Annotated in this window: 10 protein-coding genes; 7 read left to right on the forward strand and 3 right to left on the reverse strand. The window is 45.7% G+C overall.

Going from position 1 to position 16,035, the window contains the following annotated elements; translation table 11 throughout:
- The first annotated feature begins 26 nt into the window (after window positions 1-26).
- From ACL02P_RS03470 to ACL02P_RS03480, 3 genes are all read left to right on the forward strand, one after another.
- Entirely contained in the window at window positions 27-740 is a 714-nt protein-coding gene (locus ACL02P_RS03470) for an ABC transporter ATP-binding protein (protein WP_323079102.1), read from the forward strand.
- Window positions 741-1,108: 368 nt separating this feature from the next.
- Entirely contained in the window at window positions 1,109-1,684 is a 576-nt protein-coding gene (locus tag ACL02P_RS03475; RefSeq protein WP_009225215.1) for an L-2-amino-thiazoline-4-carboxylic acid hydrolase, read from the forward strand.
- Window positions 1,674-2,906, forward strand: coding sequence for a Zn-dependent hydrolase (locus ACL02P_RS03480; protein ID WP_260071633.1), 1,233 nt, complete (start codon window positions 1,674-1,676; stop codon window positions 2,904-2,906). The genes ACL02P_RS03475 and ACL02P_RS03480 overlap by 11 nt, the downstream gene beginning before the upstream one ends.
- A 74-nt stretch (window positions 2,907-2,980) precedes the next feature.
- Here the strand turns inward: ACL02P_RS03480 and ACL02P_RS03485 are convergent, their stop codons facing one another.
- Window positions 2,981-3,175 carry a hypothetical protein gene (locus ACL02P_RS03485; protein ID WP_412836831.1) on the reverse strand — a complete coding sequence of 65 codons (195 nt, stop codon included), beginning with the start codon at window positions 3,173-3,175 and terminating at the stop codon, window positions 2,981-2,983.
- A gap of 266 nt (window positions 3,176-3,441) precedes the next feature.
- On the reverse strand, window positions 3,442-4,230 hold the full coding sequence (locus ACL02P_RS03490; RefSeq protein WP_009225218.1) for an IclR family transcriptional regulator: 789 nt from the start codon (window positions 4,228-4,230) through the stop codon (window positions 3,442-3,444).
- Between the two features lie 802 nt (window positions 4,231-5,032).
- Here ACL02P_RS03490 and ACL02P_RS03495 point away from each other — a divergent pair.
- From ACL02P_RS03495 to ACL02P_RS03510, 4 genes are read left to right on the forward strand one after another with little or no spacing between them, the layout of a single operon-like run.
- On the forward strand, window positions 5,033-6,802 hold the full coding sequence (locus ACL02P_RS03495; RefSeq protein WP_412836832.1) for a fibronectin type III domain-containing protein: 1,770 nt from the start codon (window positions 5,033-5,035) through the stop codon (window positions 6,800-6,802).
- Window positions 6,803-6,817: 15 nt separating this feature from the next.
- A complete protein-coding gene (locus ACL02P_RS03500) occupies window positions 6,818-7,699 on the forward strand; it encodes a hypothetical protein (protein ID WP_127576417.1) in 882 nt (293 codons plus the stop codon).
- A gap of 10 nt (window positions 7,700-7,709) precedes the next feature.
- A complete protein-coding gene (locus tag ACL02P_RS03505; protein WP_412836833.1) occupies window positions 7,710-12,920 on the forward strand; it encodes an RHS repeat-associated core domain-containing protein in 5,211 nt (1,736 codons plus the stop codon).
- 41 nt (window positions 12,921-12,961) lie between these two features.
- Complete coding sequence (locus ACL02P_RS03510) at window positions 12,962-13,351, forward strand: DUF5071 domain-containing protein (protein WP_028539437.1); 390 nt, start codon at window positions 12,962-12,964, stop codon at window positions 13,349-13,351.
- 819 nt (window positions 13,352-14,170) lie between these two features.
- Here ACL02P_RS03510 and ACL02P_RS03515 read toward each other — a convergent pair.
- The gene (locus ACL02P_RS03515) at window positions 14,171-15,535 is read right to left on the reverse strand and encodes an ISNCY family transposase (RefSeq protein ID WP_019007868.1); all 1,365 of its coding nucleotides are present in this window, start codon (window positions 15,533-15,535) and stop codon (window positions 14,171-14,173) included.
- Window positions 15,536-16,035: the final 500 nt, after the last annotated feature.

The following is a 16,035-nucleotide window of genomic DNA, read 5'->3' on the forward strand; positions in this document are numbered from 1 at the left end:
AACATGCCGGCCAGAAGGGAAAAAAGATGCTGGAAATCCAGGGATTGCAGGTGAATTATGGCGTCATTCAGGCGGTGAAGCAGCTGAATCTGGATATATACAGCGGAGAAATTGTGGCGCTGATTGGAACGAACGGTTCCGGCAAAACAACGACGCTGCGCAGCATTTCCGGCTTGATCAAACGTGCGGAGGGAAGCATCCGGTTTGAAGGACGGGACATCACCAAGCTGGAGCCCCATCGCATTGTGGAGCTGGGCATTTCCCAGGTTCCCGAGGGGCGCGGCGTGTTTCCCGATCTGACCGTGCTGGAGAATTTGCGGCTTGGCGCTTATGTTCGGCGCGACAAGGCCGAGATTGCCGCCGATATTCAAAAAATGTACGGGCTGTTTCCGCGGCTGGAGGAACGGCAGAAGCAGCTGGCCGGAACGATGAGCGGCGGCGAGCAGCAGATGCTGGCGATTGCCCGCGCATTGATGGCCAGACCGAAGCTGCTGCTGCTGGATGAGCCGTCCATGGGACTGGCTCCCCTGATCGTGAAGGAGATTTTTGCCGCCATCCGGCAAATTAACGAAGAGGGCGTGTCCGTCCTGTTGGTAGAGCAGAATGCCCGCATGGCGCTGGCAACGGCTCATCGGGGCTATGTGATGGAGACGGGCCGGATCGTCGTGCATGGCGCAGCGGCGGACTTGAGAAACAACAACGTTGTCAAATCTGTGTACTTGGGGACGACAAAACATTAAGCTTGCAACTATATAACTTAACTTTTATCAGCACCTAAGTCAGCTTGAGCCTTTGTAGGACATAAATACTCGCTATTGCTGTATGCTTTGCACAATATCCCGTTTGATCAGGCAACAAGGAGACCGACAAACTCGGAAGAAGGACATTTCTTTGCATATGGAAGCAGCTCTCCAAGATGCGAGATCAATGGCGCGCCGGGAATGAGACACGAGAATCAAAGATGAGACACGAGTATCAAAGACAGGGGCGCCAGGAGAAGTGAAAAGACAGAGCTTGGCCTGCAACCTGATCATAAGGGATAATGGTGCTAAGGCTAAGGTAGAAGGTAGAGACACCGACACACTTTTGAACCTGGGAGGTATTCATAATGGGACAACAATCGACAGACAAGCAATCCAATACGACAATTGATCATGATGAAAGTCTGGAGCCGGTAGATCCGTATACTATTATGGCGAAACTGTTTGCTCATCTCTCGAAGGCGGTTGTTGACCGCTTCGGCGAAGAGGGCAAAGACGCCATTCGCGAAGGGGTTCGCACATTCGGTGAGGAGCGGGGCAGAGATATCGCCCGGCGTGCGGCTGCGGCCGGACAGCCTAATGACATTCACAGCTACCTGCCGAATTACGATATGGGACGCAGCGACCTGTTTGAATATGTGACGGAGTACCATCCGCTAGAGATCGAGCAGAACTTTACCCGCTGCGCGTTTGGCGACCAGTGGAAGAAGGACGGCATGGAGGAGTACGGCATTCTGTACTGCCAAATGATCGATCCGGCCATTGCGAGAGGATATAATCCGAATTTTGAAGTGGAGCATGATAAATATTTGCTCAAGGACGGGCACTGCCATTTCCGATTTAAAATGAATGAAGCAGACAACGAGAACAATACAGACGCCGATAAGAAGGAAAAGGCCGGAGGCGAGGGCGATGATCATTAATGCCGGACGCCTGTGGAAGCGGCTGATGGAGCTTGGCGAGATCGGCGCGCAGGAGAGCGGGGGAGTCACCCGCTTTTCGTTTACCGCCGAGGAGCGTGAGGCCAAGGAACAGGTTGCACGCTATATGAAGGAAGCGGGCCTTGCCGTGCGCGAGGATGCGGCAGGCAATCTGATCGGACGGCGGGAAGGAAGCGACCCGGCAGCGCCTGTTGTGCTGACAGGATCACATATCGATACGGTGCCGTCCGGGGGCAAGTTTGACGGTCCTTTGGGCGTGCTGGCCGCCATAGAGGCGCTTCAGACGATGCAGGAGCAGGGCATCGCTACCGCACATCCGATTGAGGTGATTGCCTTCACCGATGAGGAAGGCTCCCGATTCGGGTTCGGCATGATCGGCAGCCGCGCTGTCGCCGGCACCCTGCGTCCCGAAAATTTGAGACATGCGGATGCGGACGGCATTACGATTGCCGAGGCGATGAGGTCGGCCGGCCTGGCGCCTGAGCGGGTGCAGGAGGCGGCCAGAGAGCCGGATCAGGTCAAGGCATACGTCGAGCTTCATATTGAACAGGGGGTCGTGCTGGAGAGCCAGGGTCAGCCCGTCGGCCTCGTAACCGGAATTGCCGGACCGCTGTGGCAGCAGTTCACGATCAAAGGCCAGGCTGGTCATGCGGGCGCGACGCCGATGAACCTGCGCAGAGATCCGCTGCAGTCGGCAACGGAACTGATGAGCTACATCTATACGGAGACCCGGAAATTTCCGAATGCTGTCGCCACCGTGGGCAAAATTCAGGCCCAGCCCGGAGGCGTCAACGTTATACCGGGGCAGGTGCAGTTCTCGCTGGATCTGCGGGATGTGGGAGAGGCCGACCGGGATGTGCTGGAAGAGCGCATCCGGGATTACGCGGGCGAAGTGTGCCGAAAGCATGGCACGGAGCTCACCCTTGAGTTGCTGCAAAGAGTCGCGCCGGCTCCGAGCTCTCCGGAGGTAAAGGAAGCGATCGCTGCTGCCGGGAAGCTTGCCGGGCTGCCGGACCCTCTGCCGGAGCTGGTCAGCGGCGCCGGCCATGACGGGATGCAGTTTAGCGGCCTATGGCCGCTTGGGATGATCTTTGTGCGTTCCCGGAATGGAATCAGTCATCATCCGCAGGAGTGGAGCTCCAAGGAGGATTGCGGGCTGGGAGCCGAGGTGCTGTATCATGCTTTGCTGCTTCTCGCGAAGTAGATTCTCTATTCTGCCGTACCATCAAGACCTTTTGACCAGTCTGGCCGGAAGGTCTTTTTCAATGTTAACCGCCTTTAGCCGGCCGCAAACTCATGTACCGTCAGCAGCGAGGTGAGATCGTTGATCGGTGCGGTGATATGTTTGTTCTTGGATAATACAATCTGTGAATAAAATGGCTGCAGCTCTCCCCGAGCAACGGAGAAGCTGGATAGTGCATGCTGAATACGCTGATCCTTGACGGCGATTTTAGGAATCAGCGCAACGCCCATGCCATAGATGACGCACTGCTTGCGCGACTGAAAGAACGAAGTTCGAGGTAATCGAGGGATCCAGCCCGCTGATTGCCAAGTATGAAGCGCTCCTGGAGCAGAACGGGATCAGCTTCGCCGGAATTGAATGTATTACCGACGCGGTAGGCAAAACCGATACGTATGACATAAACACAAACACCAATTATAATCCGGACGCCGAGTCTCTGGCTGATGTATCCGGAATGCGGGAAATCGCAAGGGCTGCTTCTGCGCGTGTATGCTATTTATTCTGTAAAAGAATGAACACGGTACCCGAATTGGCCGGAGATCGCAGCTGCGGCTTCTAGCAGGTCGGCTCGAATCTCGCTCTCCTGCCCCTTGATTCGTGTGATCGAGCCCACTACACTGATCGTGCCGACGATGCGGTGTGAGGCATCCCGGATCGGAGCGGCGATACTGTAAGCGCCTGTTTCAATCTCTTCATTCTCAATTCCGAAGCCTTGCTCCCGAATTTGTTGCAGGTTGCTGAGGAGCTTTTTTTTGTCCGTAATGGTATGGTCGGTGAGCGCTGTCAGTTTGTTATTGCTCAGGAAATTTTGAAGTTCAGCCTCGGACATGTAGGCCAGGAACACTTTCCCTGAGGCAGAAGCATGGAGGGGCAGCTTATGGCCGGCTCTGGAACTGATGATGAAGTAATTGTTGGGCGATTCGACTTTATCCACGCAAAAAATCTGCTCATGCTGGTATATATATAAATGAGAGGTTTCGTGATATTTTTTTGTCAGGTCGGTTAAATAAGGATGTCCAATCTCCTTCAAATCCAGACTCTGTGATACCAGATTCGCCTTGAGCAAAAACTCCAGCCCCAGTCTGTATTTGCCATTGTCCGGATTTTTATCGATATATGAGTATGCGATTAACGTATTAATCAGGCCGTGTACCGTGCTGATGTTCAGATTCAGCTTCTGACTGATCTCCGTTAGCGACAGTTGGACGTGCAGGGAATCAAAGCAGTTGATGATATCCAGGGCGCGCTGGACGGATTGAATCATTCGAGGATTTTTTTGGCTCACAATAGGTGCCTCCTGTAAAAACAATAAATGGCTACAATACTATATTTCATTTATATTATGATCATGTCAATAGGACTTTGTTAATGTTGAATCGTTAAGCGGGATCAGTCAGATCCTGCTGACGCCAAGCGTATGGAGACATCGTTTTCGCGGTGCAATGACTTGGTTCAACCTGAGCCTAGAAGGCTTGCGCTTCACCAAATTCGTCGATGCGGATCGATTTGAATGTGGACTTAGTGGCCTATGAAATGAAATAGGACGTCGAAGAGCGCAGGAATACAAAAAAGAGCAGGCTAGCGCCGCCTTTAGGCGCAGTTTGGCAACAAGGGGTTATACCCCAAGAGCAAATTACCCGTTGGACGGGTGGTTATGATTTGAGGAGAGGGGTATACGCCTTTGGGTTGGGCTGGGCTGGGGGCGCGGCTCTGCCGCCGAAACGGAATTATATATGAAAAATCGAATATATTCGCTCAAATATGGCGGATTTGGCCCATTCTATATGAAATTTCATATATAATTGCTCCCTTGCAGCCCGAACTTTGAGATTTTATGTGAAAAATCGAATATATTTCCGCCAAATGGGTAGTTTGCAGCGAATTATGTTCGAAAAATCATATATATTTTGACGAGTTTTGTTTCCTACAAATGCAAATATTTTAACAATTGAAATACAAAATATTTATTAAATAGTGAAATTATCCCAAATTATTTAATATACACTATAACCCAATGAAAGAATAGTATTCTAAATAAAATATAATATGATATTATAGGAAATATATTACAGAAAGGGTGATGTTATTTGTCAGTATTTGCTAGGAGAATAGCTGTTGTTTTAGTTATCGTTCTATTGACGCTATCGTCCACCAGCGTATTTGCGGACAAGTCAAAAGTACGACAAATTACTACTATAGCAGCAAAAAGCCAGAAAGCAATTTCAGTGAAAGAGACGGGTACGCAGGAGCTGCCATTAGGTGAGGAGCGACTCGAATCCAATCCTCAGACCGAAAACGCGCCCGAGTTTCCTCAACAAAACCCGACTCAAAACCCTCAAGAAGCACAACCAGACATAAATCCACAAGATCCGCTCCCAGAAACTACAACAATCCCAACACCTACCCTACTTCACGCACGAACGATTTCGGATACAGAGATTCATTTGGAATGGCAGATCGTCTCAATCTCCGAAACAATTAAACTCTATGAGATTTTTTGTAACGACCAGTTAGTAGGGACAGCTACCGGTGATCAATACAACTTTACAGTCACCGGGTTGGCTCCAGCAACAACTTACATCTTTAAGATTAGGGCGCAGGGGCAGGACAATTCCTTATCAGATTATAGCGAGGCCTTATCAGCTTCAACCCTTCAGCCTGTAGCTATACCACTAAGTCCACCCACTCAGCTTAGATCAGATGTCCAATCGGATACAACGATCAATTTGTCTTGGAAAGTTTCGACAGATGTGCCTACCACCACAAGTGTAACCTATGAAATTTACATGAATGACGTATTAGCTGCTTCTGTTCCTGGAAATGAGACTTTTTATACCTTGACTGGGTTAACACCTGGTACTAGCTATTCGCTCAAAATGAGGACGGTTGCTGAGGACTCAGCTGTATCTGATTTTAGTGAAAGTATCATTGTAAGCACACTCTCAGGAAAAGTGGTGTACGAATTTGAAAATATGCCAGCTGTAACCAATACTGGCGAAGCCCCAAATTTGTTGGAAAACAGCCAATTTAGTGCGGGTTTGCTTGCTAACTATCCTGCCGATCAATTAGGTGACTTTGTGGAGTTTCCATTCACTGCAACACAAGGAATTTACGATCTAGAGCTAAGAATGGAGAAGTCTTCGGAAGGTGGAATCATCAAGATCCTGATTGATGGCGAGCCTGTAACGCAGACTTTGGATTTATATGAAATTGAGGAACGTACGGATTCGGTAGTAACTTTACCGATCAGATTAGATGATAAAGCGGAACATACGATACGTTTTGAAGTGACAGATAAAAATGCAAATAGTGCTGGTTATTCTTTGGGTCTTGACGCGATGTACCTTTCTGTATCGTCACTTGATACCTATGAACCAAACGATGCACCGGAAACAGCAACCGTCATGAATGTTTCCCAGCTCTATGAATCGTATATCTCAAGCTCTACTGATCGAGATTTTTATAAATTATCGGTTGGACAAAGCAATACTTATTTCTTGACATTGTTAGCGCCTAACGGAACTAAGTACAGACTGGACCTGTTCGATGCAAATTTGCAACCACTAGCCGTTAAGCAGATTGTTAATGGCCAAGACACCGATCTTTCGGTTTATTTGGTTCAGAATTCTGTGATATATCTCAAGGTTTCAGTGGCGGATGGAATGCCGATTAGCTCTGACCCTTACCGATTGCGTTGGAGTATTTCCCCCCTTAAACAATACACCTATGACGATGCGAACCGGCTAGTCCGGACGGAATATGAGCAAGGGCTCTATCGCTATCAAACTCAATATGATTACGACCGAAACGGGAATTTGCTCAAACGTACGACGGTAAAAACGCAGTTAAATCCATAAAGGGGTGAAAGAAGGATGAAGATGAACAAAGCAAATCGTAAATGGCTAGCACTGCCGCTTTGCGCGGGGTTAATGGCCTCCTTAATTGGCCCGGGAACGATCGGCTTTGCCGAGGAGGTCGTAGAACAATGGAATCAAGCTCTTCACGGGGGACCGTCTACTGAACACATCGTTCAGGTACCGAATCAAGAACCGTCAATCACAGTGGAGCTTAATAACGATCTATCCCCATTTGAGAATTTCCAAAGTGAAGAACAAGTTGTGTATGAAAGTGTGGAAATTCAGCCCAAGGTTAACCCAAGTATAACGAAGTCGTTGGCGGTGGATGTTGATGCCAAAGATCTTTATCAAGTAACTCAAGATCAGATGGAACAACTCCTTTCGGAGGGATACGCAATTGAAGATTTGTATCGATTAGATGAGTTAGCGAATAAGCAGTTCATAGATCCGATAGCACTGGCGAAACGCAAAGCAGACAGCGGACTAGATTGGGATGAGTTAGAGGTGATTTTGGTACAGGAGATGGAGCAGAAGCAACTTAACGAGTTAGCCAAAGCTCATCCTCAACCGTATGCGCAATTCAAAAAGGAACAATTAAAAGATGAGGATATCCTGAATTTGCTCATTGCATACGACACCGGAAAAGGAACAGTGGCTGAGTTGCTTGGTGCCTACAAAACCGGAGGGGAAAAAGCTGTCGCCAGTTATCAATCGAAATCGGAAAAACAACTGATGCAAACCAATAATGCTAAGACAATAACATCTTCTGTAGATACGGATACCCTTGAGCGAATTCGTTCATTATCCAAGGAAACAGGCATTTCTGAAACGGAGCTTCTCCGTCAGTTACAAGCTGCGAAAGAGGCTAGTAAACAAGCTTTGGCAGGGAAGGAGTAGGGGTATTTTGATGAGACAAGCCATATCATGCTTCAAGAATATTGTAGTGGCTATTTTGATTTTTATTATTGGCTCGCAAGTGAGTGCCCCCAGCGTTCATGCCCAAATCGATAATAAGCAACTGGAAAAGGTGCTTAACGGGCTTGTAACCCCAAAACTAGTCAATGAATCGAATAAACCAAATCTAGCTGACCGCAGCGGCGTCAGCGAAACCATTGATCCAGCGACTGGAACTCTTACGCTCTCTGAGATTGACTTAACTCTTCCTGGGAAGGATGGCCTGGATTTAACTTTGGGACGATTGTACAACTCCAGTCAGGCCGAAGTGGGTACAAAGCGAGTAACCGTTACTTCCGGTTCGTCCCAAACCGTCGGTTCCGGAGCAGGTTATTATGTAACGCTGCTCTATTGGGATATCGCGACAAATAAATACGCAACGTATTTTCCGGGTTATTATGCCGATCAAACCTCAGCGTATAACGTTGCAGATCATTATTTGAAAAATCAACCGGACAGCGGTAGAAGATACATTGACTATAACATCGAGTATAAAACGGTTCAGTATGTGCAGAACTCGTATACGACCACAACGAAAATTTATCCTGATGAAAACTCCTATAGCCGACAACGTTACGACTTAGGCGGAGGTTGGTCGATGGCATTCCCTTCTTTGCAAATCGAGGGGTCATATATTCATTACCATGATGGTACTGGTGCAGCCTATGTTGTGAAGTTTGACGCCAGTAATAAAGGCAAACTGGAGGACTACGGTCGTACTGATGTTGAGCTTTTAAGAGACTCAACTTATACGAACGGTCAAATGACTTCAACTTATGTGCTTGTGGATCAGAACAAAAAGAAAACCTACTTTGGCTCTGATGGAAGACTATTAGGAATTAAGGATCGTTTTGGAAACGAGATTAAATTCACACATGTCAATCGCTTGATGAACGGAAAAAATTACCCAGTAATATCGAAAATCGTGGATTCGATTGGACGCAATATTGATTTTGCTTATCAGAGTAACTTGAGTGATCCTAATTTCGACAAGCAGAATATGACCGAGAACATCACGATAACCGTTAGCCATCCCTCCACGACGGAGAAGAAAACAATCACTTATGCCAAGAAGAGGGAAGAAGTCAGCATTTTTGAAAACGGGACATTGATAGGTAAACGTTATGAACCTTACTTGTATCGAGTTACGGACTTAAATGGTTATAACACTTACTACAACTACTATTTGGCTTCTGAAAAATTCAGTGCGATAAGTAAATCATTAGGCGGTTCAGAGGCGGGGACTGCAGTTTATTTGCTGCAGTATGCGATGTACCCTCATTCTACATCCTTCTATGAATATCAGGTTATTACCCGGAACTGGGGTGGGGAAGGGGCATATCAAGCATTTCAAGTTACATCTAGATTTGATGGCTTGAACCGTTATAACTATGATGACCCAAGTAAAGGGATCTATGCTCAAGGGTTGTATAATAAATTGGATTACACGTATTTCGGTGATGTCACCGGTTACCCAACTTATAAAGTCGAAGAGGTTATCCCGGAGAGCTATCGTTTCGGTTCAGAGTCGTTGAATCAGGATGGCTTGAAAATTAGAACTACGTTTAACGGGAAGAAGCAGCTCTTGATGACCGAGCATACAGCATCAAACGGAGAGAAAATCACCGAAACTGTTCAATCCTATGATACAGCATTCAAGTATAAGCCAACGAAAGTTGAAACAAAAACAACCAGTGGAACCCGGGAGAACAAGCTGTACCAAACCTATAAATATTATAGTTGGGGCGACCTACAGAGCGAAACGCGTCCGTTAACGGCGACTCAGCTTAATGATGCTGCAATGGTCACACAACACACGACGACCTATGAGTATGATGCCAATTTCAAACTACCAACCAAGATCCAATACTATAAAGATGCCGGTACGGTATTAACCGAACTTTATACGTATGATGCTCAGGGCCGCCTAAAAACGGAGCAAAATGCAAATGGCGAAGTCACAACCTATAATTTCACGCAGGCTGCTGACGGTAGAACCTTGGAAACTTTAATCCCATTGGAAAATGGTAAAACAGCAAGAACTGTCGCTTATTACAGTCAGAGCGGTTCATATCAATTATTTCCGACTTCAATAAAATCCTATTATACCAATGATTCTGGGCAAATTACCGAAACAGCAGTTCAACGAACATATAACGTTTTACTTGGACTCATGACTTCAGAAACAAACGCAGATAACAAAACGACGCAATATCAATATGATGTGTATGGGCGTTTGACCAAAACGATTTATCCGGTGAATAACAATCAAAATGGTGAGCGTTATCAGATTGAAGACGTCATCGAATACCATGATCAAACTGTAGATAACAGCCCGGAATATTTTGACGATGAAAATAAATACCTGATCACGACTCGGATCGATTCTTATACGAGGTCGACACGCTTAAATGATAACGCGGTTAATTATGAAAACATTAAACACGAATTTTACGATGGGTTCGGAAATGCCGTATTAATCGGTCAACTTGACAACTATACGATGCGCGAGTTAGTTCTGGCCCAATACCACTATGATATTATGGCCCGGCCAGAATACGTGATCGACACCGTCGGCAATGTATCGACGGCAGACTATGATCCATGGGGACGTGCCTTTGAAGCGATTGACCCGTTCGGTAACTTGTATCGAAGCGATTACGACCTGATTGACCGGAAAACGACGTCCTATTTGGTTGCTGCCAGCGATCTCGCTGCCTTCCGCAGTAACCCCCAGGATACTTTGAAGCGGAATGTACTTGAGTCTTACACCGACCAATGGGGACGAGAGATAACATTAAAGGCATTTCCTAACTGGCCAAATCGTACGACAAGCGTAGTCCAAGAGGATTTAGCTTATGATCACTTGGGCAATGTAACGACGTATACAGATCCGAATCGCAATACGACCCGTTATCAATATGACAAGCTTAGCCGGTTGACTGCGGTGCAAGATGCATTAAATCAAACCACCAGCTATGCATACAACAAACTGGGGCAATTGCAATCAACCACACAGACCGACGGCACGAGAAATTGGACAACGACCAAAGCTTATGACGAGACGGGATTCCTGAAAACGAGTACTGATCCGGCTGCCAATCAGGATGCCTTTTCCCGTAATAAACTGGGGCAGATTACGCTCCGCAAGGACGCGAACAATAATCTGATCAACTACCTTTATGACGATATCGGCCGAAACATTGCGAAAGTCGCGGGTTCGACCACACTCAAGAATATATATCAATTTACGCTGTTTGGACCTTCACGGCAGGAAGAACAACGCAGCGGATCGAATTTCATGACCATATACAACAGTTACAACTTCTATGGTTCTCAGACCTACAAAGCCAACGTGTATGACGGTGTGGTTACCATCGTTCGCCACGAATACGACGATGCGAATCGTCTAAAAAACGTCGCTGACGCGTTTGATTACTTTACGCATTACAGCTACGATAAGACCAGGATCAATCGTGTTCAAACTAACGGTTCTTATCAAGTCACAGCCGCGGAAAATGCCAATGCGCAGTATACCTATGAACCGGACGGTAAACTGAAGCGAGTCACTTATCCTAGACTCTCGGATGGTAGCTATTTAATCACTGATTACACCTATGATGGAATTGGTAGACTGCTCAAAGTAACGAACAAAAAAGGCGCCACTTTGTTGTCTGAATTCCAGTATGCTTACGATGCAAATGGAAATATCATATCTGTGACGGATTCGACCGGGACAACCACTTACCAGTACGACAAGTTGGATCGGTTAACCCAAGTCAAACGCCCGTCTGGCCAAATGATCGTATATGCGTACGATGCACGCGGAAACCGCAAAACCTTGCAAGGTGACAGTCTTATTGAAGACACTAATGAGCAGACCTACACCTTTAATGTCTGGGATCAGCTGAAAAGTGTAACCAAAGAAAATGTTACAACCGAATTTGAGTATGAGATGCAAGGGCTGCGGTTATCTAAGACCACGACGTCAAGAGAACCTGCAGATGCTTCTGGTCAAACTCCTCCACCTGTGACAGAAAAAGTTCGGTATGCTTACAATAACAGTGGTAAGGTGATAACAGAAGCAAATGGTAACAATCAGGCTTTGGCGAACTATGTTTGGGGTCCGGACCGTCTGTTGGCCAAACGAGATGCTGTAACAAACAAAAAGTATTATTATGTTTACAACGGCCACGGTGACGTGGTGCAAATCGTTGACGAAGCAGGCAACACGGTTAACAGTTACCAATATGATGAGTGGGGAAATATCCTCCATCAGGAAGAACAAATCCAGAACGTCTTCAAGTACGCTGGAGAAATGCAGGATGAGGAAACTGGACTGTACTACCTGCGGGCAAGGTACTATGACCCTGCGACAGGACGGTTTATAAGTAAGGATACGTATGAAGGCAGCGTAACAAATCCGCTGAGCTTGAATTTGTATACGTATGTTGAGAATAAACCGTTGAATAATATTGATCCAACCGGCTATTGGTGTGAATCAGTAGTGAATGGAAAAACATATTCGCATGCAGGGCAATGTAGTAATCCAGCAAATAATAACAAATACGTACCGGATTCATTATATTATGCAAATAAAGGAAAGTCGTATTCGGAAATTATTAATATCTATAACAATCAAAAGCAGGCTGCAGTTAACTATGCTAACTCGATTTCTAAAGAAACCAATAATTTTATTACCATAATTAAAAATGAAGTCGCATTGCCGATAAGCGGTAATACATCATCTTTACTAAGTAAGGTTATCCAAGCAGCAGGATTAGCGACTATATTAGGGTTGGAAGCCACCTCTTCTTCTACTAAAACTAATAATGATAAACATTCTCTAATTTTTAGGAGTGGAAATGGCGGTGATGTAAACTTGACACCAAGGCCAGTAATAGATGCAAACGGGCTATCTTATTTTAAACAAGCAAGTAAAGATTGGAAAAGTTTCACTGTTACTTCTATAGAGTTGGTTAAAAAGACAGGAGTATTTACTGTAAAGAGTGATCCCAAAAACCCTAATCATATACTGATTCTTGCTAAAGATCCAATTGAACATCAAATTTGGATGTCTTCAAGAGACGCAGTAAAAAACAATGGTAGTGAACCCTACTACTTAACTAAAATACTACAGAGCATTTCAGTAAGATTAAAGTAGTGAAAAAAACAATATTTATAAGAAAGAGGATGTACTAATAAATGGATGTTGCAAATTATTTACCTAAAGACAAAAGTGATTACGATTCGATTAAATTACTAAAAACTTTATCTAAGGCTGAACTAAAGTTGATTTTACCGGAAATATTAGAATGGACTAAGGATATAAACTGGCCTGTAGCCCCCTTAATTATTGATGAATTGTTAATTCCACTAGGCCAAGACTTAATTCCATCATTAAAAGACATATTAGAATCTAATGATTACGACTGGATACAAAATATTTTGTGGCACTTAATTAGGAAACTTGACACCGGGATTATCTCTAGTTTAAAAGAGGAACTTTACAGGCTCGCTCAACTAAAAAATAAAGATCTCATTGAATACGACATACCCGAAATTGCCAAGGAATTACTCGCACAATCAAAATGACCACAGTTGGCCTTAACAATCCAGAATTGGCTGATGAGAACTTAATCCGTTGGATCTGTGGTAACAAATGAAACGGAACGTGATCACAATGATTGAACCAAACGATTGGCGCTTAAGAAACCAAACAAAGTACTTATTGGGTAAGAAGATGTTATTTCAAAATTACCTTTTTATGAATCAATCATGGGATCATAACCATTGTGAGTTCTGTTGGAAAAATTCCCCGAGGAATGTGATAGAGGTTACGCAACGGAAGAAAAATACTATTGGGTTTGTCCAAGCTGCTTCGAAGATTTTAAAGATATGTTCAATTGGAAAGTTAAATCAGAATAGGGGGACGACAACGGACAACCATCGATATTCTCAAAGCACCCTGGGAAAGAGCAGCAGGGACATAACCTGCTGCTCTTGTACTAATTACCTACTGTAGCTGTCATCACGCACTTCCTAAGTACTTTGCTAATCAGAGTGATGAGGTAAAGACATGGACGACATCCAAAGAATTGCACAGGAAATGTTAAAAAAGGCGGAGTCCATCCGAAATGAGTTGTTGATTTAATCCGATATTGGATCAAAGAAATCAGGTATATCTGTATACTGAAGTCAAGAAAAGAAAGCCAGAATCGTACATCTGGTGTTTGGATCAACACGGACAGCCTTTATGGAAACATCGTTTTCGTGGTGTAATGACTTGGTTCAACCTAAGCCTATAAGGCTTGCTATTAACTAGTTGCTCCTGAAAAAGTCGATTTTCAAAAATAGTTTCGGGTTGCTGGCTGGGTTGTGAGGGGGAACTTTCCCTAATGATCGGTTTCCATGTTAGTTTTGGAGCATTTTTGCCGCTCTTTGCAGGTTGTGGGTCAGAATCCCGAAGCCGACCCAGCATTTTGAGCCGACAAAGCCCCGATACCTGCTGCGGTTCAAACCGTACTTCCGCTTGAGAAGACTAATCTTCGCTTCTCCAGCTGCACGGTAACGCTGCAAGTCTTTGAACCATAATTCGTTTTCGTACTCGGATCGGGCAATGCCTTTTTTGCCCTTTCGCGGCAAGCTAGCTCGCTTCACACCAAGTTCGGTAATGGCCGTTTCGTTCTTCTTGCTTGAGAAACCGCGGTCGGTCGCTACAGCTTGCGGCGCTTTGCCGAATTGCTTGATATGCGCCTGTACAGCGGGAACGAGCAGTTCATCATCCGAGGGGTTCCCCTCGTAGACAGCGTAGCCGGTCACAAAGCCGCTTTCCGTCTCGTCGATTCGCACCTTGTAGCCGAACTCAGTTCCTTTGGCCAGCTTACCTTTCTTAATCGGTCTTGCTTCCGGGTCAAAGAAACTGACGATCCGATCTGCGATGATTCGATTGCCGGAAACGACCTGTTTGGCTTGTTCCAACAACTTGCCGGTTAGCGTGACCGCCTCGGTCAGTTTGGTTTTACTTTGTCGAAGAGCAGCTTTGCCCTTGTCTTGCAGTTTCTCGATAACGGCTTGCGCCTTGTTCACAACGTTCTCGGCTACTTCGATTACGCTCCCAGTGATCCGGTCAACTTCTTCCCAAGATTCACGGGTGCGGCGACGTAGAACTTTCGCGATGGACAGAATCTTTTCCTTGATTTCTGCCGTACGATCTTCAAAGCCTTGAACAGTGTGGGAGGCGACTTTCCGGATTTTCTGAATCGTTCGAGTGATGACTTTTACGCCATCTTGCAACAGCGTAGCGTCTGTCGGGTGATGGATGTCGGATTCCACAACCGTCGTATCCGTGCGCAATTTGCGGGTTTTCAGAACGGCTTTTTCCTCACACTGCTTTACGAGTGCGGCATTGATGTCTTCGACGATCTTGTCGCCGTAGCGTTTGCGGGCATAGATGAGCGTAGACGGGTCGGGCATCGGTTCGTCGATGGCAAACCGGCAGAACATTCGCCATGTGATGCTGTCACCGACTTCCTTCACGAGTGACTCGTAGCCCAAATTGTATTTATGCTTCAGGACCATAAGACGGATGTACTTTTCAATTGCAAGCGTAGGACGGCCGCTTTTCTTGCCTTTCGGGTGCAACTCAGTAAACGGTTGAAGAAAACGGTCGTCGTCCAGTAATTGATCTATGATTGCAAGCTCGACCGGCAACTTTCTAACAGATTCCGGGAGAATGGCATCCCAGATGGTCAATTGCTCGTCTCGAAGTTTCAACATTTTCTTCACCTCTTGGAAGGATTCCCGAGGGCTTCTGTTGAACTCCTATAGCAAAGGAATTCTTCCCTCGGGGTGTGGAACTTTGTTATCTCGTCAATAACAATTTCCATTTTGAGGTGCTGAATTCCTTTTAATTATGCTCAAAACACCCTGACTTTTTCAGGGGAAACTAACTAAATTTGTTGATGCGGATCGATATGATGTGGACTTAGTGGCTTATGAAATGCTCAGGATCACACAAAAAAGTAGCGTGAGTACACCTGCTGCTTTTTCATTACTTACTAACTTCATGGCGCCAACATCGCGAACTTATCCAGTACGATGACGATATGACAGTTATACAAGAGGTGATGAAGTAAACATGGAAGAAGTATACTATTGTCCGTAATTAGACAAAAGAGAAGAAACAGACCAGTGTTATGCAAAGTGTATTCATTTTTCTTTTCATAAATAATATCATCTACAAAATGCAAGTGTATCAATTCCAAGGGGGAAGTCAT

Origin of the sequence: Paenibacillus sp. MB22_1 (assembly GCF_047200555.1) — a bacterium.
GTDB classification, from domain to species: domain Bacteria; phylum Bacillota; class Bacilli; order Paenibacillales; family Paenibacillaceae; genus Fontibacillus; species Fontibacillus phoenicis.

Bases quoted from the DNA above. Each gene is read 5' to 3' on its own strand.
- ACL02P_RS03470 (WP_323079102.1), top strand. From the start codon at position 27: ATGCTGGAAATCCAGGGATTGCAGGTGAATTATGGCGTCATTCAGGCG.
- ACL02P_RS03475 (WP_009225215.1), top strand. From the start codon at position 1,109: ATGGGACAACAATCGACAGACAAGCAATCCAATACGACAATTGATCAT.
- ACL02P_RS03480 (WP_260071633.1), top strand. From the start codon at position 1,674: ATGATCATTAATGCCGGACGCCTGTGGAAGCGGCTGATGGAGCTTGGC.
- ACL02P_RS03485 (WP_412836831.1), bottom strand. From the start codon at position 3,175: ATGGGCGTTGCGCTGATTCCTAAAATCGCCGTCAAGGATCAGCGTATT.
- ACL02P_RS03500 (WP_127576417.1), top strand. From the start codon at position 6,818: ATGAAGATGAACAAAGCAAATCGTAAATGGCTAGCACTGCCGCTTTGC.
- ACL02P_RS03505 (WP_412836833.1), top strand. From the start codon at position 7,710: ATGAGACAAGCCATATCATGCTTCAAGAATATTGTAGTGGCTATTTTG.
- ACL02P_RS03510 (WP_028539437.1), top strand. From the start codon at position 12,962: ATGGATGTTGCAAATTATTTACCTAAAGACAAAAGTGATTACGATTCG.
- ACL02P_RS03515 (WP_019007868.1), bottom strand. From the start codon at position 15,535: ATGTTGAAACTTCGAGACGAGCAATTGACCATCTGGGATGCCATTCTC.